The sequence below is a fragment of the Dysgonomonas termitidis genome (assembly GCF_054657735.1).
Window position 1 is genome coordinate 115269 of sequence record NZ_BAAHYD010000001.1, and the last position, 21365, is coordinate 136633.

A 21365-nucleotide genomic window follows, 5' to 3' on the forward strand; every position below is an offset into this window, starting at 1 on the left:
TTATTAATTATCTTTTTTTCTTACTGAATTGTAGATGATAAGCTTTCAGCATTAATTCGTAAGCTTCGGTGTTATTCATTCTTCCTGATTGATTATCCGAATCCAATAAGCTAAATTCTCCGAAGAATTGATTACGGTGGATGCTCTGTATTTGAGCGGTGTTAGTCTCTATCAACAGGACATACCCTTTAATATTGGGATTAAAAATGAGATAGCTTTTTGTAGATTGGATACCATAAACAATTCGTCCGGAATCAGGCTGGCAGCAGTTCTCCAACCATAGATCCCTCGACTTGCGACAGTCTTCCAATGTTTGCTTTATACACTTGAAACAGGCACCATTGGTATGCAGGTAATTATACATAATATATACGACTGAACGCTTTACCTTTTTAATGGATTCTTTTCCTGCTCGTGGCATGTTACTTTGTTGCTTATTCATGATATACCGGAATATTAGCTTTGTAAAGAGTATTCAGGTTCCCCAAAATACTATCAGACGTTCTTTTACCCATATTATGAAAGGCTACAGAACGGGGTATTTCGAAAGTAAAGTCAAATTCGGCCAGAGTCCTTTTGCCGTCTTCGATGTGGACATCCATGCATTCGGTGCCAGAGGTTACATTGACCCGGTATCCGTAATAAGGAAAAACACCTCCCATATAATCTTTATGGGTTATCTTTTTTAATAATCTCTTATAATTCATAAGCGTGTGATTTTTTTTCGAGGGTGGAACATGCCCGGGTACTGTTCCTGCAAGATTTTTAGCGGAAATACACCCTTCAGGGTGGAGATTTCCGCTAAAACCTGAATAGGGTATCTTGCGGGAACAAAAAGGGGACGGGCGAACTTATCCGAAGAAAAAGAAGCTCACGCATGCAGCAATTTGTAAGGCATTTATCTATATCTTGAATTAAGGATCAACATATTAACAAATGGTAAATACAGTCTATGATTTGACTTTTTTAATCTGAAAGAAAGATACGGGAAGATTATCAACGAAAAGTAGTACACCGTTGATTGTATAAATTATGCGTGTTACTTCTCGGATGTATGTATTGCATGAAGAAAATAGCAGAATAAAAATTGCCTATACTATATAATCGAAAAGCCGGATTACTGTTTTTTATAAATAGCGGACATTAATTTAAGCAGGTAAAAATAATTTGGGCGGAACATGCCCTGTCAGGATAGGAAGATATCTATCGATATGATATAGATAATATTTGGAACAACAAACGCGCAAAAGTTGGCCGGCCGGATTCTCGAAGTTACGAAGAAACAGCTTTCTAAATTTCCGGAATCGGGAACGATTAAGGCTAATCTTACCGGACGAAAATACTTGTACCAATATTTACTGTAAAACAATTTATAGTTTCAATAATTGTTTGGCTTCAATAGTCAAGTGTTTGACTGTAGATTGGATCCTGATAAGATAAATAAGAATGTACATGAAGAAAGCTGGTTATTGATCAACAACCAGCTTTCTTGGTAAGCGTCTCCGCGATGACGTCTTGATTCGCTTTTTGTAACCCTGTACATTTGCAAATAAAAGAGCATGGAAAATAATTTCGTAGAAATGAATAAATCATCAGTACAGATGAGAGCTATTGAATGTTATAAAGAATATTTGAAGAAAGATTCATATTTATCATTCAAATCTTATTGCCGGGATAATAACATTAAATATGAAAAAATCTTAGATTGGGCGCAACGTCGCGGAATCTTTATGAGACGGCTTCAAGCAGAGGCAAGAGGCGAAGGTATCACCAATGAAGATCAACAAACCTTTATCCAGTTCAGGCCACAGAGCCATCCTGTCGGGACAGGCAGTGTTCTCAAAGGAGTCAGCATTACCTTTCCACACAATATCAGTCTGACCTTGCAGGAATGTACGGCGGAAAGCCTGATTTCGTTATTGTCATTGTATCATCCTGAAAAGTAGTATTCTATGTTTGGCCTTAACGATAATGTAAGGTACTTTATGTGCCAACACCCTGTTCGTATGAATAAAGGGATTGACGCATTGTTCAATCTGATCAAGTCCGAATCCCCGCTTTCTCCAATGAACGGTGATATCTATATCTTCTTTGGCCAGAACAGACAAAACGTAAAGATCTTAAAGTGGGATACCGACGGTTTTCTGTTATATCACAAGCGCCTTGAACGGGGCAGTTTTGAACTGCCTAAAATAGATCCGGCTACAGGCTATTATGAGCTATCCTGGGAGACTTTCAGCTTCATCATGTCGGGGGTCTCACTTGAAAGTGTACGCTTCCGCAAACGCTACAGAACGCGCTTTTTGTCCATTTAATAATTTGATAATCAATTAAATAAGCTACGCAAACTCTTGCTTATCTCCATATTTCTTTGTACCTTTAAAGCATGGCAGGAAGCAGAATGGAAGAAATATTGGCGGCGCAATTGGAAGCAGTCAATGCGTTCAACAAGCAGTTGTTGGCCCAGATAGAAACGCTATCCGCAACGGTTAAATCCATGGAGGGAACCATCGCTTCCTTACAGGAAGCCTTGCTTCAGAAAGACGAATCCCTCACTAAATCAGCAAATAAAATAAGAGGCATATCCAAACTCATATCCAATAAATCAGAAAAGCAGTCACAACCCAGGCAGGAACAAGAAACAGCTTCCGGAAAAGTAAAGCCGAAAGCCGACCTGAAAGCCCGCAAGAATAATGGAGCAAAACGGGATATGCATTATGAACTGGAAGAAGTGGTTAAAGATGTCTATCCCGATGATACGGAGTTTGATATACGAACGGCTATCCAAATCGGCATCCGTGAATCTATCCGGTACCGGATGGTTCCGATGAAGTTCCAGAAGATAGTCTACAGGCTTCACACATACAGACAGGATGAACGGATTTACTCCTGTAAGGCAAGCCAGGCCCCGCTCCAGAACTCAAGTTTTGACGGTTCCTTTATAGCAGGAATGGCACAGCTCAGGTATATCTACTCAATGCCTGTTGAACGAATAGTCAGGTACTTCAATGACAACGGCTTTCATGTAAACAAGGCAACGGCAAACGGACTGTTGTCCAAGACGGCAGATATGTTCGAGAACCTTTATACAGCTCTCGGCAGGGCTGTATTGGAAGATGATTACATAAGCTGTGATGAGACCTACTATAAAGTAATGGACAGGGCTGATAATGCGGATGCGCCAAACATCAACAAGGAATATATCTGGGCCATATCCGCAATGAACCTCAATCTGGCATACTACTTCTACGAGAATGGTTCAAGACAGGGTGCAGTCATATACAAGAAACTGGAAAAGTATAAAGGGACAGTCCAGAGTGACGGGTATGCTCCTTACAAATCCCTGGGGGATGGAATCCTCAGGCTGTCATGCTTCCAGCATTGTAAACGCAAGTTTTTGGATATCCGGGACAATCCGGATGCGGACAGCATAATCGAACTGATCAACCAGCTTTACAGACAAGAGCATCAGCATCGTATTGGAGTGGATGGGTGGACCCGGGATGATAACTTGAAATGGAGAAGAAAATACTCGAAAGATATCATGAAAGCCTTGAAGGTCGCACTCAAAAGAATAGTATCTTCTCCGGAATATCCTCCAAAGAGTCTGATGTATGCAGCAGCAAACTATATGCTGGGTGAATGGAAAGGCCTGGAGAATATCTTTACCTCCGGACTTTATAAACTTGATACAAATACTATTGAAAGGCTAAACCGTTACATATCCCTTTCCAGAAGGAACTCACTGTTCTTTGGTAGTCATAGGGGAGCCGAAAGAGGCGTTATCTTCTACTCGCTGGCTTGTTCGTGCAGGCTCAATAATATCAACTTCTTCGAATACCTTAGCGATGTGATCAACAATGCTGCGGCACTTCCACCGGATACATCACTCGAAAAATACCGCGACTTACTCCCGGACATGTGGACAAAAAAATAGCAGGCAAGCGTACTCCCTGCTTATTTTTTTTACAGGATAGACGTCATCGCGGAGACGCTTACCGTAAACGGGCAGGTTCTTGAAGTAACTGACAAAGGTTCCGGGTTCAATATCTGTCCTGTTTTCAGGAAACCACGATGCCTGCGGGTTATGCCTGTCAGGAAAGTTGGGATGCATAACATCTTTCGTACAGGCTGTAAAAACCACTTTAACTTTATTATGAGATTCACATGTTTGTTTCTTCCGTTTGCTTGAAAAACAATTGGCCGTACCTCTGATAATCTCATTTACATCTGCGTTTTTACGGATTTCCGCAAGGATATCCCTGGCTACGATACTGCCGTTAGCCGCGGCGTTTACAAGTCTGGATTTCAATTCGTCACTGACATTAATTTTCATAACTTTTTTGTTTGGTTAATAAATTGTTTAATGGTACGTGAGTATTGAAAATGAATTCTTTATCAGATATACTATCTGTTATTACCTGCTGTAGATGTTTCATTTTCTATTTCACAGGCTGGCAAAACGGGAATGGTTCGGGATGCAAGTTTTTTTGACGAAATACTACCCTTGGCGTGGAGATTTCTTCCAAAACCCTTTAGGGCGTGACCTTGCATATCCGTTAGAACCACCCCGTATTTTTGCCGGACGAAATAGAAAATGAGAGATTTACAGGCAGGAGTGGTCGGAAGAAATATCTTCCGACTATTTTTTTTATATAATCATTTGATATTAAGCTGATTATGTTTGTTTTTATCACATAGTTTTATTATCTTTAAGTATTGATAATCATATATTTATGGCAATATTTAAAGATCATAGGATTGGAATAAATCAACTATTGGGAGTTATTCCAGAGGCACTTTTAAGTCATTTATCCGAAAATACAAAAGTTGACTATTATTCAAAAGTTCTGCATGGCAAGAAATTGTTTTACCTTTTGATGTATAGCATTTTAGAGAATGACAGATTAAGTCAGCGAACCTTAGAGGATACCTTTAATGATCCAGTCTTCAAGATGCTTTTTAACTTAGACAAATCAGAGAGTGTTCGCCGAAGTTCCATATCAGAACGGCTTTCTAAGATTGATGCGGACTTCTTCAAACAAATATATGAATGTATTTATGAACAATTCTCAGCAGCCTATTCATCGACAGAAAAAGAGGAATATAATCTGATACGAGTTGATTCTTCAATGGTAAGTGAAGCTTGTAGCAAACTCTTAGAAGAAGGTATTGACCATAAAAACGGAAAGAAGTCAGTTAAGTATAGCATTGCTTTTGATGGCATTTTACCTTGTGATGTTAAGATATTTACAGACTCCAAATACTCTGGCGAAGAAACAGCTTTACCTGAGGTTATAAGAAGTCATGTGAAACAAGAAACCGGACATCACAATATTTACATTTTGGACAGAGGATTGCAGTCAGCTAGAACCATGAAAGATTTTTCCGGAGAATCTATCCCTTTTATAATAAGAGCAAAAGAGAATCGAAAACATGTTGAACTAAAATCCTTGAAAAGCGATGATATTGATCTAGACTTGGGTAGTTTGATGCTTTTGAAAGATAGTGAAGTTTATTTATATACCGGTAAGCCTATTAATAATAAACGAGGTAATATCCATTACAAAGAAGAGCTGGTAGAAGTACCTTTTCGCTTAATTGTAGCACAAAGCAAAGATGATCCTGATAAAGAATTTTGGTTTATCACCAATGTGCTTAACTTATCAGCCAAAGATATTACGGACGCTTACAGGCGAAGGTGGGATATCGAAGTATTCTTCCGATTTATAAAGCAGGAACTAAATGTGAGTACTCTTGTGTCACTCAATAAAAATGGAATAAAAGTTATCCTATATATGACTTTGATTGTGGCTATACTTATCTTGATATATAAACAGGCTAATAAACTTGGATATAAAACTGCTAAAAGAAGATTTTCCATGGAATTGAGAAACCTGATTATATCTATGATTGTTGTGCAGTGTGGTGGTGATCCTTCTATTTTCTTCAAAACGTAGAAAACAAAAAGTGATCGGAATTTCTTCCGACCACTCCTGGATTTACAGGAGTCCTTTTTTATTATTATATGCTATCATAATAATTATAAGAAAACAAGCTGTTTTTGATAAAAAAAGGAATTAGCCTTTTGACCCGATAGGGATTATGAAATATAAAGGGAAGTTGTTTTTAGATTATATACTAATGTTAGATATATTGAAAGTTGAAAGAATTTATTATAAAGAGTTTTCGCTGGTCTTGGGCTGTTTTTATAAGAGTTAGACAGTAAACTGGTAGATAATTTTCGTATTTTTGTATATATTTTTATATGAAAAATTCCAGAATGTTTTGATTTATGAAAGTCCAATTTGCTTCCGACCTGCATCTTGAGTTTGAGGAGAACTCCTTATTTATAAAGGATTTTCCACTGATTCCGTGTGGGGATATACTTTTGCTTGCCGGGGATATCGGATATATTGGACATGGTACATATAAAGAACATCCTTTCTGGGATTGGGCTTCAGAAAATTTTAACCAGGTATTGGTTGTACCCGGAAATCATGAATTTTATGGCGGTTATGATACCATTAGGCTCAAGAACGGGATGAAAGAAGAGATACGGGATAATATCCACTGGTATTATAACAAATGTGAAGTAATTAACGGTGTAGAATTTCTGTTGACCCCACTATGGTCTTTTATACCGGTATCCGCAGAAGATAATGTTACGAGCCATATGCCCGATTTTAAATTTATTAATTATAATGGGAAAGGGCTGACGGCTGATATTTATAACAAAATGCATGAGCAATGCATTTCGTTTTTAAAGTACGCCCTGCACGAAGATAAGAAAGGGATACGGGTAGTTGTGTCCCATCATTTACCTTCCGTTAAATGTATGGCGGAAGAATTTAAGGGCAGTGCCCTTAGTAATGCATTTTATACGGATCTTGACAGCCTTATTAAAATGAATATTCCTGAATACTGGATATTTGGGCATTCACACAGGAATATAAGGGATATCCGGATAGGGCAAACACGGCTTTATTCAAATCAGCTCGGATATGTAAATCTGAAAGAAAACCTTTCTTTTGACCGTTCAATGTCAATTGTTTTATAGGATATTCCATCGGATGGATTTTCTCCGTGATAAATTTTAATTAAATTCAAATTGACATTTATACCTCAGAAACTGTTTGTTAAATTAGAAGAATTTGGATCTGTCAATCAAACTATCAACTCAAATTTATAATAACAGAAGGTCCTATTTGTAGTATTTAGTCCTGAATATGAAAACACCGGATTTTATAAATTAAAAAACCGATAGAAAATAATCTGCCGGTCTTTTATAATAATTATTCTACTATATATGTAACCAATTATAGAACGCAATAGAACAAAGCATGCTTACCTTTTAAAGATTAACAACAAGAACAACATACTAATTATTAATGCGAATCAGTATTTAAAAAATTAGATAAATAAAAGCGATGGCAATTTTACCCATCGTATGTACTAAAAGTCCGGATGTCGATCTGACTTTCTGCGCTCTTTGAATTTTTGTACATTCATTCAACCAATTGAAGAATGATTCTATGGGTTGTCTGACTTTAGAAACAGCAGTAGAAAATAAGTCATTATATGCTTTGTTCCATTGTTTTTCTTGTTCAGACTGTCCTTTGACTGCTTTAACAGGAGTAAGCATTTGAATATTCTGCGTTTGCTTTTTATTATCATTAAAGTATTCAAAATCAGAATATATTTTATCTCCAAAAATCATTCGGTTAACTATCGTATCACCCCAGTTCTGTTTAAATACAGTCAGGTCGTTATCTTCAGCAGGAGTGTAGGTTATGGATTCCGGAAAAGGGATTGTCCCTTTTCGTCTGAATGCCAGAGCATGAAGCTTTAAACCATAGTAATATTGATTCTTTGTTGAACAATATCCTTTAGTGGTGATTTCTTTAGCAACCTTTGCTATTCTGTTTCGTCCTGCACAAGTGATTACAGGCATAGAATCAACCAGCGATACATCAAAATCACAATCTTTTGGCGTGAATGAACTTATCAATCTCTGGGATAATACCTTAAAACATTCATTCAGGCGGTTTAACCTTAAGTTAAATGTTTGATACGATGGCAATGAAGGAAACCAGGAAGATAGATACTCTTTTGTAAAAGAATGTATATCTTTGACCATGAAATACTTCTGACAACATCCTGCGAACAGGTAAATTGTCATTATTTCCTGATCAGTAAAAGATGGAGCATTGTTGTTACTGTACCGTTGACAGTAATATTTTAGCTCTGAATCGTATAAATCACAGATATACATATAAATTCTTATCAGTTTAAGCTCTTTCTTCTTGGGAATCATTGTTAAAGAAATGTGTGGTAATATTCCTTTAATTTAATGATTTTCAAGAGATTGAGCAAGCATTCGGTACGCTTATTTTATTGATAATTAATCTTTTAATTAAATAAATCAGCCAATAGTTGCAACTACTGATTCGCATAATTAACAACACACTTTACCCGTCAAGCATGAGCGAAAGAAATAAATGATGTTACCTGAGTGTAAACATATGTACTTAAAGTTATCTTTATAATGCATGTTTTTTCCTAAAATTGCATAATGAAATAATCATAAAACAAATATCATTTATCATGAAATTCTTAAGAACACACGTATTAGCCATTTGTATTATCTTTTTATCGAATATCTCCATATTTGCGGGAGATATATCGATCCGGATAACAAAGAAGTATCTGAACCTCCCTGTTTCCCATAAAGCAGACCGCTCCCGGATGTCCTTCGAGATCGACGGCAAGCAGGAACGCTCGTTCGTTATCCGCCTTGCCCCCGGGGAAGCTGACTATTGGGTATTCTGCGATGTCACCTCCCTTAAGGGAAAGACTATAAAAATACAATATGACGGCGATGCTGCCGGACTGGGCAAGATATATCAGGACGATAATATAGAAGGTTGGGAAACCCTGTATAAAGAAAAGAACCGCCCGCAATTCCATTTTACTACGCAACGGGGCTGGATAAACGACCCTAACGGACTGATATTTTATGAAGGTGAATACCATCTTTTCTATCAGCACAATCCATACGAACGTGATTGGGAAAATATGCACTGGGGACATGCGGTCAGCAAAGACCTCATACATTGGCAACAACTGCCCGAAGCGCTCTATCCCGACCACCTGGGCACCATGTTTTCCGGCTCGGCCGTAATAGATTACGACAATACTGCCGGATATAATAAAGGCAATACACCTGCAATGATTGCATTTTTCACAGCCGCAAGCCCCGAAAAGCAGGTACAGGGCATGGCATACAGTCTCGACAAAGGGCGTACATGGACCAAATATGATAAAAACCCGCTGATAGATTCCAAAGCAAAATGGAATAGCCAGGATACCCGTGACCCTAAAGTATTCTGGTATGCACCGTCTAAACACTGGGTGATGGTACTCAACGAGCGCGACGGACATTCGATATACACATCGAAGAACCTGAAAGACTGGACATACGAGAGCCATGTGACAGGATTCTGGGAATGTCCCGATTTGTTTGAACTGGCTATCGACGGGAACAAGAACAATACCAAATGGGTGATGTACGGGGCTTCGGGTACATATATGCTCGGCAAATTCGACGGGAAAGTGTTCACCCCCGAATCCGGCAAGTACTATTACACAACAGGGTCTATCTATGCAGCCCAAACTTTCGCAAATATTCCCGCCAGTGACGGCAGGCGCATACAGATAGGCTGGGGCAGGATACAGCAACCGGGAATGCCATTCAACGGGATGATGTTGTTACCTACAGAGCTGACACTGCGTACTACAAAAGACGGCCCGAGACTGTTCAACGTTCCGGTAAACGAAACCGGGCAGTTATTTACGCCTGTGAAAGAATGGAGTAACCTGACATCCGGCGATGCAAACTCAAAAATGAAGGAGTTCTATGATTCTGACCGCCTCCGCATCAAAACGACAATCAAATTATCGCATGCAACCGATGCCGGATTCAACTTGTTCGGCCAGCGCATAATCGGCTACGATATGAACGGTAATTTGCTGAATGGTATGTTCTATTCACCGCAGGACATGACGAGTATGGAGCTATCTGCCGACATATATGTAGACCGGACTTCAATAGAAGTATTCATCGACGGCGGGGCATACTCGTATTCCATGGAAAGGAAACCGGACGAAAACAACAGGGAAGGATTCCATTTCTGGGGAAATAATATAGAAGTGAAAAAGCTTGAAGTATACTCCGTAAAATCGATTTGGTAATAAGTCTTCATATCGGCAAACGCTCTGTAATATCAATTCAGGGCGTTTTTGTATTTATCCTGATTGTATAATAGTTAAAAACCCGGTTTCATGCTATGGATATAACAAAAGTCATCTACTTTTGACTTAAGCTATAAAAACGCTGAGCGAACTTATTGCAAAGGCCAATATTCCATATACCTTGTCAGTATAATGCTTAGTCACGAAAGTATCTTCCTTATTTTCGACACTATGATAAACAAAATACAAGTCCGCACGCTTCTATTGCTAATATTGCTATCCTGCATCTTTTCATGTAGTGATGAAGGAAAGGAAAAGCAAAAATACGTCATCGGGTTTTCTCAATGCACTTCCGACCCGTGGCGGGAAGCTGTGATTCTGGAGATGCAGATAGAGGCTTCCAATTACAAAAATGTTGAGCTCGTCGTATACAATGCTCTGGGTAACAACAGCCGTCAGATATCCCAGATACGCAAACTTATATCTCAAAATGTAGATGCACTGATAATTTCACCTAACGAGGCTATCCCGATTACCGACGTTGCTGTCGAAGCATATGAGAAAGGAATACCTACGATCATACACGATAGAAAAATAAAGTCGGACAAATATACGGTCTCCATAGGTGCAAACAACTACAATATAGGTTTAGCCATAGGAGAATATATCAACAATATACTTAGCCCCGGCTCGAAAATACTGGAAATATGGGGGCTTGAAGGTTCTTCTCCTGCTATAGAACGTCACGAAGGCTTTATTGCCGCTCTCAACAAAAACAACGACTACAAGATAAATGAAGTTTACGGCAAATGGCAATACAACCTTGCGTTGGAAGAAACCAAGAAAATCAGTTCATATAATGATATCGACCTGATCTTCGCCCACAACGATATAATGGCCATAGCTGCCAGGGACGAGATTATGAGGCGCGATTCACTTGTGGCAAGGCGTATAAAGTTTATAGGCATCGACGGTGTCTATGGAGACAATTCAGGCATAGAAGCCGTTGCCAACGGCAACTTCGAAGCTTCTTTCCAGTACCCTACGGGCGGAGCCCTTGCCATACAGGTTGCAATAGATATACTGAACGGGAAACTTGTGAAAAAGAATTACATCCTCAACACGACAATCATAGACAAGACGAATGCCAAAACGATACTGGCCCAGTCCGAACAGCTGAATAATTATCAGGTAAGGATAAACAGGCAGAAAGAAGAAGAGCTCAATTTGTTGTCGCGGTTCAGGTTTCTGAGGAATTCCACATTCCTGATACTCGGTCTGCTCGCTGTCATAGTGCCCCTGTTGAGTTATGTGATGTATATGAACCTCAAGATAAAAAACAAAAACAGGGAACTGCATGACAAAAACCTGCTGGTAGAGACCCAAAAGCAGGAATTATCCGTCAAGAATGAGCAGATAGAAAATATCTCGAACCAGAAACTGCAGTTCTTCACAAATATCTCCCATGAAATCAGGACTCCGATCACCCTTATTGTCGGCCCTATAAATAAAATAATAAGGAGCAATAAGATCGACGTTTCTTTACGGGAAGATATTATTCTGATGAAACGGAACGTAGACAGGCTTTACCGCATTGTAAATCAGATACTGGACTTCCGGCGGATCGACAATAACAAGATGAAATTGATTCTGACCCAGACAGATATTGTTTCGCTGGCGGTCGAAGTCTTTGATTACTTTAAGGGCATTGCCGGGGAAAAACAAATCCGCTATGAATTCAGGACAGACATAAGAGAGCGGCTCATATATATCGATATCAATAAAATAGAGCAGGTTCTGGTCAATATCATATCCAATGCCTTCAAATATTCTTCTTCCAAAGGATTTGTCCTTGTCTCCATCGAAGAAAATAGCGATTCCATCAAAATAAGCGTAAAAGACAAAGGCATAGGGCTGACCGAAGAAGAACAGAGGCATATCTTCGAACGTTTCTATACAAGTAACAAAAACCTCGGCTCTTCGGGCTTCGGCATCGGATTGAATCTGGCCAAAGAATATATCGACTTACACGACGGAACAATCGACGTGGAAAGCCGGCAGGGAGAATATACAGTCTTCAGCATTACCTTATATAAGGATATCAACCATTATTCGCATGAGTATATAATCGAAGACATTTCATCCTTTATACCGAAAGACCGGAATGAAATGATAAACCAGGGTTTAATCCAGGAAAAGCTGGCTCAGTTTTACGATTATAAAATCCTGATAGTCGAAGACGATCCCGATGTACGAAGCTTCCTGCGAAAAGAGTTATCCGCCAATTTCGAAGTCAGGGTAGCAGAAAACGGGAATGAAGCAATCGGCATATTGAACGAAGGTAGCGATGTTACCCTGATTGTAAGCGACGTACTGATGCCCGAAATGAATGGCTTCGAACTTAGCAATAAACTAAAGACTAATATTGCATTCAGCCATATCCCTATCATATTGCTCACGGCCTTGTCCGAGAACAGCCAGCGCATGTACGGTTTTCTGGAAGGAGCGGACGAATATATCCAAAAGCCTTTTGATATCGATTTCCTGAAAATCAGGATTATAAATATCATATGGGAGCGACTGAGGATAAAAGAAGCCTTCATGGAAAAAATGCAGGCAGGATTCATTGAAAGTTCCGATCTCGACAGTGTAGTAGGCATGGATAATGCTTTCCGGAGTAAACTGATGAACTTGATAGAGATTTCGTATGAAAACTCCGATTTCAGCATAGAAGCCCTGAGCGAACATATAGGACTGTCAAGAGTACACCTTTACCGAAAGATAAAGACGCTTTTCGGCGTTTCACCTACCGATTTTCTCAGGAATTACAGGCTGAACATAGCGATTCAGTTACTGAAGCAGAAACAATACACAGTCAGCGAGATTGCATATATGACAGGGTTTACCTCTCCGGCATATTTTACAAAATGCTTTAAAACGCTGTATGCCACAACTCCTACCGAATATATTACATCTCTGTCTCAGGAAAACTTTCGCGGTTAAAAACTTTCACGAAGAAATCATAAATTAACTATATATAATCAAAAAGTAACAGAAGTAACGGAAAACTAATGTGCTAATTAGCCAATGTGCCAATTTCGTATCTCGTCTACTTGTATCTCGTAACCGTTCGCAGGACGAAGTACCTTGCAATTGAAAAAGGTAACAAACGTAACAGTTTTTTTGCAGGGGCAGACCTATATAGATAAAGTTTTCCTTTACCGATCCACATATTATCAAATTAGTTACATCGCAGTAACATAATTGATAGTATATGCAGCTTTTTTACAGATGTAACTATTGTTATATCATTTGTTTCATCCGTTATACTCCTATTTGTAAGATATGATTAAACTTGCAATGTTTTAGAATATCCATCAACGTTAAATCTAAACCTGTCTTATAAATGAAAAAGAATAATCAATCACTGTTTTTGTATACTTTCATCACGGTTCTGGGAGGACTTATTTTCGGCTTGAATATGGCCGGGATATCGGGTGCGATTCCTTTTATCCGGGAATATTTCGGGCTCGACGATATGACCCTGGGCTTTGTTGTCAGCATACTCACTATCGGCTGCCTGTGCGGTGCCATTATGGGAGGACGCTTCGGAGACCAGTTCGGGCGAAAGAGGGTCATGCTCTTTTCCGCGATATTATTTATCATATCTTCAGTCGGCTGCTCGGTGAGTTCGGGTATATACGGACTGATGATATTCCGTTTAATCGGTGGATTCGGCGTCGGGATGATTTCCGCAGTAGTGCCTGTATACATATCGGAAATATCTCCGGCAAAGCTGAGGGGAACATTAGTCTCTTATAACCAGTTGGCGGTAGTGATAGGTATCCTGATAGCCTATATCGTGGATTACATATTGCTGAATAATGAAAACAACTGGCGGATGATGCTGGGCTTCCCCCTTATTTTCAGCATTGTATATATACTGCTCCTGTTCATCCTGCCCGAAAGCCCGCGTTGGCTCTATATGAAAGGGCAAACCGACAAAGCAGGCCGGACAATAGAAAAGCTCGGATTGAGCAAGCAGGAATTCGACAATGTGACGCCAACAGGGAAAGCGGAAAAAGACGGCATGCAACTGAAATCGTTATTCAAGGGCAAGCTGGCCAAAATACTTATCATCGGCTCATTACTGGCCGCATTCCAGCAGATTACAGGTATAAACGTGATTATAAACTATGCCCCCACCATATTCGAGATGACAGGCGTTGCAGGCGATACAGCGCTGATACAATCCATTTATGTAGGTATTGTAAACCTGCTATTCACGCTTGTTGCCGTGTGGCTGGTAGACAGGCTGGGGCGTAAAGTGCTCCTGCTGTGCGGTTGTGCAGGCATGATACTGTCGCTCTTATATCTCATTTATACATTCATTGTCCCTTCGGCAAACGGTATAGGCGCATTGATTGCCGTATTATGCTATATAGGCTTCTTCGCGGCCTCTCTGGCTCCTGTCATGTGGGTGGTTACATCAGAGATCTATCCTTCGCGTATCAGGGGTACGGCCATGTCTGTCTCTACAGGCATAAGCTGGCTGTGCACTTTCCTCACGGTACAGTTTTTTCCGTGGATACTGAATAACCTGGGAGGTTCTATTGCTTTCGGTATCTTTGCCGCGTTCAGTGTTGTCGCCTTCATCTTCATTCTGGTATATATTCCCGAAACCAAAGGTAAATCATTGGAACAAATAGAAAAGGAACTCGGATTAAATGAATAATTTTATGGGAAATAAACATATAGTCATCGGAATCGGCGAATTATTATGGGATATACTGCCTTCGGGCAAAAAAGCAGGAGGAGCGCCTGTCAACTTTGCATTCCACGCCTCACAGACAGGAGCGGACGGCTATGCCATAAGCGCTCTGGGCGACGATGCCCTGGGCAATGAACTGATGCACGAACTGGATAAGAATAAAATCAATTACCTGATCGAAAAGGTCGGCTATCCGACCGGTACCGTACAGGTTACCCTTAACGAAGGCATACCGCAATACACTATAAATGAGAATGTGGCATGGGATTACATTCCGCTGACGGAAAGCATGAAACAACTGGTATCAAAAGCAGATGCTATATGTTTCGGGACTTTGGCCCAGCGGAGCCCTGTATCGGGAAATACGACTCTAGGGTTGCTCAGGCTGGTGAAAGAAGATGCCTATAAATTATTTGATATCAATTTGCGGCAGCATTTTTATTCGAAGGATATTATCGGGAATTCTCTGATGCACGCGAATTCATTTAAGGTAAACGATGAAGAACTCGAGGTTCTGAAAACACTGTTTTCGCTCGATATGGAAAACGAACAGGCCTGCCGTTGGTTTCTTTCCCGGTTCGGGCTAAAACTCGTTATACTCACGGCAGGAGAACTATACAGCACGGTATATACTCCCGGCGAAACATCGACTATAGAAACACCGAAAGTAAAAGTGGCCGATACTGTCGGCGCAGGCGATTGCTTTTCGGGCGTCCTGATTACGGCGCTGCTGAAAGGAAAAACGCTGAAAGAAGCCCACTCGATGGCTGTAAATGCAGCAGCGCATGTCTGTTCCTGTCAGGGAGCATGGGTAGCGCATCCGATATAATTATTATTTGCTGAGAACTTAAAATCTGATAGTATGAATTTACTCAAACATGCTTTATTACTCACTGCCGGTATTGGATTTATATTCAGTCCGGCAACCTGTAAAGAACACCGGGAAAAAGTCGTCACGATGGAGACACTGCTCGAAGAGATGGTTTCTGTCGAAGAATTATCCCGTTTCCCCGCTCCCTGCTATACCTGCCATCAGGAAAGCAGCTATGACAGGCGGTCTGTATCGCCCGGCGATCCTGCATGGTTCGCAAACGATGATGGATTCGGCATTGTCAGGGTAGATACGACAGGCGGCAGAATAGAGAAAGTAATGTTCGACCAAACAGGGCCGGGCGTGATAACCCGTATCTGGATTACTACATTGGATAAAAGAGGTACGTGGCGTTTCTATTTCGACGGTTCAGCCGAACCGGGATGGATTATTCCGGCCTACGACCTGATGCGGATAAATATTCCTTCTCTGGGACCCGGATTGCTACAGCCTCACACCAGTTATGAACCGGAAGGCAAAGGCGGAAATACGCTCTTCTTACCGATACCTTATGCCAAAGGCTGTAAAATCACATTCGAGGACGAACTGGGTGTGAATCCGACTCCTAAATATTACGGAATTAACTACCGGAAATACCCGGAGAATACAGCCATTGAAACCTTCTCGGCCGAAGTAGTAAAAAGGGCAGAAAAGAAAATTGCCGGAGTGGATAATTTACTGCTAAATCCTGTCCCGTCCAAAAATGGTAAAGTGATAAGCGACACTAAAGTACTGGCTGCTGCCGACTCCTTAACGCTGGAATTACCGGCAGGTGAGAACGCAGTTTATGAGATCAGGCTCAGTGTCAATCTGCAAGACTCAGCCGGTTTCGGACAACTGATGAGAGAAATTATCTTCTGCGCTCAATTCGACGGTAAACAGACAGTCTGGGCTCCCCTGAGCGATTATTCGGGAGGAGGAATGGGCGCACCTTATGTAAAAAGCTGGTATCTGTCCTCCGACGGAAAAGGCAATATCGTAAGCCGCTGGCTGATGCCATATCAAAAGAGCGGGATACTAAAGTTAATGAACATATCTTCCGCAAGCATCGGTGTAAAGATGGAAGCAAATGTATCGCCCCTCGCATGGGACGGGCGTTCTCTTTATTTCCATTGCTCATGGCGTCAGGAAACAGGGATTCCCGTTCACAAGTACGATGAGCCGGAGAATTGCACGGAATGGAATTTTGCGACTATCGAGGGTAAAGGCGTGTATATGGGAGACTTGCTATCGCTGTTCAACCACGCTCCCCGCTGGTACGGAGAAGGAGATGAAAAAATATGGGTAGACGGAGATACTTTCCCTTCGCACTTCGGCACAGGCACAGAAGATTACTATAACAGTTCGTGGGCGCCCGTTGTCCCATTCCACACACCTTTCGGCGGTGCGCCGAGGGCAGATCTGGATAGTTCGCATGGTTACAATGCCTTCTTCCGCACGCGTAACCTGGATGGAATCCCGTTCAGGGAAAAATTCAAATTCGATATAGAGATGATCGGCTGGCAGAGAGGGTATTCCGATTATGCAACAACGATCTATTGGTATGGAGACTTCAATGCCCGGGCCATCGGTACTTCAGGCATCGAAGAAGCTGCAAGAAAGCTAGTCCCTGTACCCGAGGATCCTGCAAACTACAAAATACCTGAAAGTATTGAATTCGAGGCCTTGAAGCCAACAAGAAAATCTACATCGTTACGCCTGGAAAAACAAAACGCTGCCGATTCATGGGATGGCAAATGGAGCGGAGCCGCACATTTACTGGCTCCGAACGGAAAAGCAGGAGATTTTGTCGAATTCGAATTTGATAATCTGAAAGACGGCAAGTATAAAATGGTCGTATATGCGACTCAGGCCAACGATTATGGAACCATCTCTTTCAGTGTGAATAACAGTCCGGCGAATATATCTTTTGACGGATATAGCAGTAATATAAAGCACTCGAAACCAATAAATCTTGGAAACTTTTCACCTGTGATGCAGAAAAGATTAAATTGAAAGTAGAAATTACGGGAACCAATAAATTATCGCAAGGTGCAAAGTATATGTTTGGATTGGATTGTATACAGCTAATTCTTCTACAATAACTTCATAAAACACTGAATATAAGCCTTTCTGATTAAGCCGCTATTCAGGCTTACGACAGATATTGATGACACTCGGAAACAAGTGTCACAGTGGGTACTATATCCCTTTTCGGATGAGCGGATACGAATAATACGAACTAACAGATATATTTTATATTCTATTTTTTTACTAAATCTAATATTGATTATGAATCATTTAAAACATTTGGCGGTGACAAACTTTATCAGTCTGTTACATACGCGGGTCAGGTATCTTGGCTTAGTCTTTCTATTTGTGTGGACAACAGCCATTGCTTACGCTGATACAAACCTCACGGCTCCCCAAAGAGTTGTCTCAGGGATGGTAACGGAAAAGGAAACAGGAGAGTTTCTTTCAGGAGCAACAGTCAGCATCAAAGGTTCTGCTAAAGGGACAATGACGGATGCCGACGGTAAATATTCGATTGAAGTAACTTCTGAAGACGACATCCTGGTATTTACTTTTATTGGCAAGAAGACGGTGGAAAAACCGGTAAGAAACACCAGTACGATAGACGTCGTTATGGAAGATGACGCTACTGCACTTAACGAGGTCGTTATCCAGACAGGTTATATGACGCAACGGAAAGCTGACCTCACCGGGTCGTTGGCTATTGCATCAGCTTCGGATATAGCCCAGAATCCATCTACGAATGTATTGAAATCGTTGCAGGGCAAATTGCCGGGAGTATTCATTACAGGCGATGGCAGCCCCGGAGCCAGTGTAAATATTCAGATAAGGGGGCTTACCTCATTGAATGCCCAGCCCGGGCCTCTGATTGTACTGGACGGACTAGCAGGCGATTATAATCTGCGCGATATAAATCCTGCAAATATCGAGTCCATACAGGTATTGAAGGATGCCTCTTCGGCGAGTATATATGGTTCGCGTGCCGCTGCCGGGGTAATTATTATCGAAACCAAAAAGGGTAAAGAGGGCGAGACAAAGATCAGTTATGACGGCAGAGTGCAGTTTTCTACGTGGACAAACAAGCCGGAACTGCTCAATACCGAAGAATACGGACACGCTTTGTGGCAGGCATTTGCAAATGACGGCAAACTGGGAGAAATAAAGCAAGGTGTAAGATATTTCAATTATGACTGGGATTATGACAGCAACGGGCATCCCGTACTGAAATCGGTGAAACCTGTAGAATGGCTGAACAACGCAAAAACAATGCGCCCTGCCGATACAAACTGGATTGATGAAATATCCCGGACAGGAGTATCCCACAATCATCAGATTTCTATTTCGAGCGGAAACGACAAATCCCGTACATTCTTCAATCTGGGTTATGAAGATACCCAGGGCATTCAGATAGAGACTTTCTGGAAGAAATATTCGGCACGTCTCAACACCGAATTCAATCTGATCAATAACCGATTGAAGATCGGCGAAAACTTCGAGATGAACTATATCAACTACCGTGAAGCAAATGAGGCCAGCTGGGCTGTAATGGAACCGCCTATCATCCCTGTTTATACCGATGCAGGAGGATGGGGAGGCGCCTCGCTGGATGTGGGAATGGATGACTACCGAAACCCTGTCATGAATCTGAAATTAGGCAAAGACAATGTAAATAAGTTCCTGAAAATAATAGGGAATACCTATGCCGACCTGATGATCATAAAAGGCTTGCATGCCCGTACTTCCTTTGGCGTGGATTATCGCGGATCATATTACCGTGCCGTAGATCCTAAATGGGATGAAGCGGATGGAGCCGGCAGGTCGGAGAAACTGAACTATGTGAGAAACGACCAGAACCATTTTCTCGAGTACCAATGGACCAATCAACTGAATTATAGCGGAAGATTCGGTAAGCATGATATCAATGCCGTTGCCGGAATCGAGTTTACAAAAGCGGAAACGGAAGGTTTCTATGCAAGAAAGAACGGGCTGATATTGGAAAACAGGGATTATGCATTCCTGGATGTAGCAACAGGCGACCAGATTACAGAAGCAAAAGGCTCAGGCGATGAATATGCATTGTTCTCTTATTTTGCAAAAGCAAATTATACTTACGACTCAAAATACTTGTTATCGGTAACATTCCGCCATGACGGGTCTTCCAAATTCGGGACTAACAACCAATGGGCTTCTTTCCCTGCATTTTCTTTAGGCTGGAGAATCAAAAATGAGCCTTTCATGGAAAAACTCGATTACCTCTCCGACCTGAAACTTCGGTTCAGCTGGGGTAAAAACGGTAACTCGGCTATTCCGGGCGGATGGCTGCAAAACAGCTATATGGCAAATTATGACAGGACTTCTTATGACCTGAATGGCACGGGAAGCGGTTCGTTAATGTCCGGCTACTATAAAGACAGGACGGGAAATCCAAGCCTTAGATGGGAAACGGTGACACAAACCAATTATGGTATCGACTACGGTTTCCTTGATCAAAGAATCAGCGGATCTATCGACTATTTTTATAAAAAGACAACAGATATGTTATACAGGCCTGAATATATGGCTGCTATCGGCGAAGGAGGCTACCGTTATGTGAACGGGCCGAGTATGGAAAACAACGGTATCGAACTTTTGGTAACTTACAGGAGTAAACCGTCTACGGACTTTAATTACAGCCTGACAGGAAACTTCGCCACTTTTAAAAACAAGATACTCGACCTGCCCGAATCTGTCCGCAGTGTATACGGTGGCAACGGTATGTTAGACGATATGATAGGGCGTCCGCGTTCTTCTTTCTACGGTTATGTCGCCGATGGTATTTTCAAGACACAGGAAGAAGTAGACAATTTGCCTCAACAGCCGGGGAAAGGCGTTGGCCGCATACGATATAAAGACCTCGACGGAGACGGAAATATAACATCCGACTACGACCGCACATGGATTGGCGTCGGTGATCCTGATTTCACATTCGGTCTCAATTTTCAGGCAAACTATAAGAATATAGATATGTCGGTATTCTTCCAGGGCGTATATGGAAACCAGGTGTGGGATGAATGGGTAGAATACAGCGATTTCTGGAATATCACTACCCGAAACAATAAGAATCACCTGAAAGGTGTTTTCGATGCATGGACACCTCAGAATCCGAACTCGGATATACCTGCACTGTCTACACAAAACCTGAATAACGAGGGGCGCTCTTCCACCTATTTTATAAAAGACGGTTCTTATCTGAAACTGAGAACTGTAGAAATAGGCTATACATTCCCGAAAAGCATAATAAAGAAAGCATCTATAAACCGTCTCAGAACCTACCTGTCTGCCAATAACCTGTTCACTATCAAGAAATGGTGGGCCGATGACAAGTTTACAGGGCCGGATCCCGAAAATGCAGGATTTGGATACGTAGTCCCATTTACTGTGACCTTAGGAGTTAATGTAACATTTTAATTAAACGAA

At 41.3% G+C, this 21365-nt stretch carries 14 protein-coding genes and 1 pseudogene; 11 read left to right on the forward strand and 4 right to left on the reverse strand.

From position 1 onward, the window contains the following. Positions 1 to 7: 7 nt before the first annotated feature. Both ACYQ3L_RS00555 and ACYQ3L_RS00560 read right to left on the reverse strand, forming a co-directional pair. Entirely contained in the window at positions 8 to 442 is a 435-nt protein-coding gene (locus ACYQ3L_RS00555) for a DUF3873 family protein (protein ID WP_379999184.1), read from the reverse strand. Continuing rightward, positions 435 to 707 (reverse strand): hypothetical protein, encoded by a 273-nt coding sequence (locus ACYQ3L_RS00560; protein WP_379999182.1) that lies wholly within the window; start codon positions 705 to 707, stop codon positions 435 to 437. The genes ACYQ3L_RS00555 and ACYQ3L_RS00560 overlap by 8 nt, the downstream gene beginning before the upstream one ends. Positions 708 to 1559: 852 nt before the next feature. Here ACYQ3L_RS00560 and ACYQ3L_RS00565 point away from each other — a divergent pair. The 3 genes from ACYQ3L_RS00565 to tnpC all read left to right on the forward strand — a co-directional run bounded on the left by ACYQ3L_RS00565 (position 1560) and on the right by tnpC (position 3937). Beyond that, positions 1560 to 1946: a hypothetical protein gene (locus tag ACYQ3L_RS00565; protein ID WP_459952242.1), complete on the forward strand. Its 387-nt coding sequence runs from the start codon at positions 1560 to 1562 to the stop codon at positions 1944 to 1946. 39 nt (positions 1947 to 1985) lie between these two features. Then, positions 1986 to 2315 carry an IS66 family insertion sequence element accessory protein TnpB gene (gene tnpB, locus ACYQ3L_RS00570; RefSeq protein WP_459952347.1) on the forward strand — a complete coding sequence of 110 codons (330 nt, stop codon included), beginning with the start codon at positions 1986 to 1988 and terminating at the stop codon, positions 2313 to 2315. A 71-nt stretch (positions 2316 to 2386) separates the two neighbouring features. Continuing rightward, the gene (gene tnpC / locus ACYQ3L_RS00575) at positions 2387 to 3937 is read left to right on the forward strand and encodes an IS66 family transposase (RefSeq protein WP_380002139.1); all 1551 of its coding nucleotides are present in this window, start codon (positions 2387 to 2389) and stop codon (positions 3935 to 3937) included. A 63-nt stretch (positions 3938 to 4000) separates the two neighbouring features. On the opposite strand, the pseudogene ACYQ3L_RS00580 reads toward tnpC, so the two are convergent. After that, positions 4001 to 4336 (reverse strand): annotated as a pseudogene (locus tag ACYQ3L_RS00580) (hypothetical protein); the annotation flags it as partial. A 400-nt stretch (positions 4337 to 4736) separates the two neighbouring features. On the opposite strand from ACYQ3L_RS00580, the gene ACYQ3L_RS00585 reads away from it, so the two are divergent. Further along, positions 4737 to 5960, forward strand: a complete 1224-nt coding sequence (locus ACYQ3L_RS00585) for an IS4 family transposase (protein WP_459952243.1) — start codon at positions 4737 to 4739, stop codon at positions 5958 to 5960. A 335-nt stretch (positions 5961 to 6295) separates the two neighbouring features. Further along, positions 6296 to 7060, forward strand: coding sequence for a metallophosphoesterase (locus tag ACYQ3L_RS00590; RefSeq protein WP_379996717.1), 765 nt, complete (start codon positions 6296 to 6298; stop codon positions 7058 to 7060). Positions 7061 to 7405: 345 nt separating this feature from the next. Here the strand turns inward: ACYQ3L_RS00590 and ACYQ3L_RS00595 are convergent, their stop codons facing one another. Next, positions 7406 to 8140 carry a transposase gene (locus ACYQ3L_RS00595; RefSeq protein WP_459952244.1) on the reverse strand — a complete coding sequence of 245 codons (735 nt, stop codon included), beginning with the start codon at positions 8138 to 8140 and terminating at the stop codon, positions 7406 to 7408. Between the two features lie 467 nt (positions 8141 to 8607). Here ACYQ3L_RS00595 and ACYQ3L_RS00600 point away from each other — a divergent pair, with 467 nt between their 5' ends. The 6 genes from ACYQ3L_RS00600 to ACYQ3L_RS00625 all read left to right on the forward strand — a co-directional run bounded on the left by ACYQ3L_RS00600 (position 8608) and on the right by ACYQ3L_RS00625 (position 21356). After that, positions 8608 to 10254, forward strand: a complete 1647-nt coding sequence (locus tag ACYQ3L_RS00600) for a glycoside hydrolase family 32 protein (RefSeq protein ID WP_380000473.1) — start codon at positions 8608 to 8610, stop codon at positions 10252 to 10254. A 231-nt stretch (positions 10255 to 10485) separates the two neighbouring features. Further along, a complete protein-coding gene (locus tag ACYQ3L_RS00605; RefSeq protein ID WP_380000470.1) occupies positions 10486 to 13257 on the forward strand; it encodes a substrate-binding domain-containing protein in 2772 nt (923 codons plus the stop codon). 403 nt (positions 13258 to 13660) lie between these two features. Further along, the gene (locus ACYQ3L_RS00610) at positions 13661 to 14989 is read left to right on the forward strand and encodes a sugar porter family MFS transporter (protein ID WP_380000468.1); all 1329 of its coding nucleotides are present in this window, start codon (positions 13661 to 13663) and stop codon (positions 14987 to 14989) included. A 4-nt stretch (positions 14990 to 14993) separates the two neighbouring features. Continuing rightward, a complete protein-coding gene (locus tag ACYQ3L_RS00615) occupies positions 14994 to 15854 on the forward strand; it encodes a carbohydrate kinase family protein (RefSeq protein WP_380000466.1) in 861 nt (286 codons plus the stop codon). Between the two features lie 33 nt (positions 15855 to 15887). Next, on the forward strand, positions 15888 to 17891 hold the full coding sequence (locus tag ACYQ3L_RS00620) for a glycoside hydrolase family 172 protein (protein WP_380000464.1): 2004 nt from the start codon (positions 15888 to 15890) through the stop codon (positions 17889 to 17891). Positions 17892 to 18167: 276 nt separating this feature from the next. Further along, positions 18168 to 21356, forward strand: a complete 3189-nt coding sequence (locus ACYQ3L_RS00625; protein WP_380000462.1) for a SusC/RagA family TonB-linked outer membrane protein — start codon at positions 18168 to 18170, stop codon at positions 21354 to 21356. The last annotated feature ends 9 nt before the right edge of the window (positions 21357 to 21365 follow it).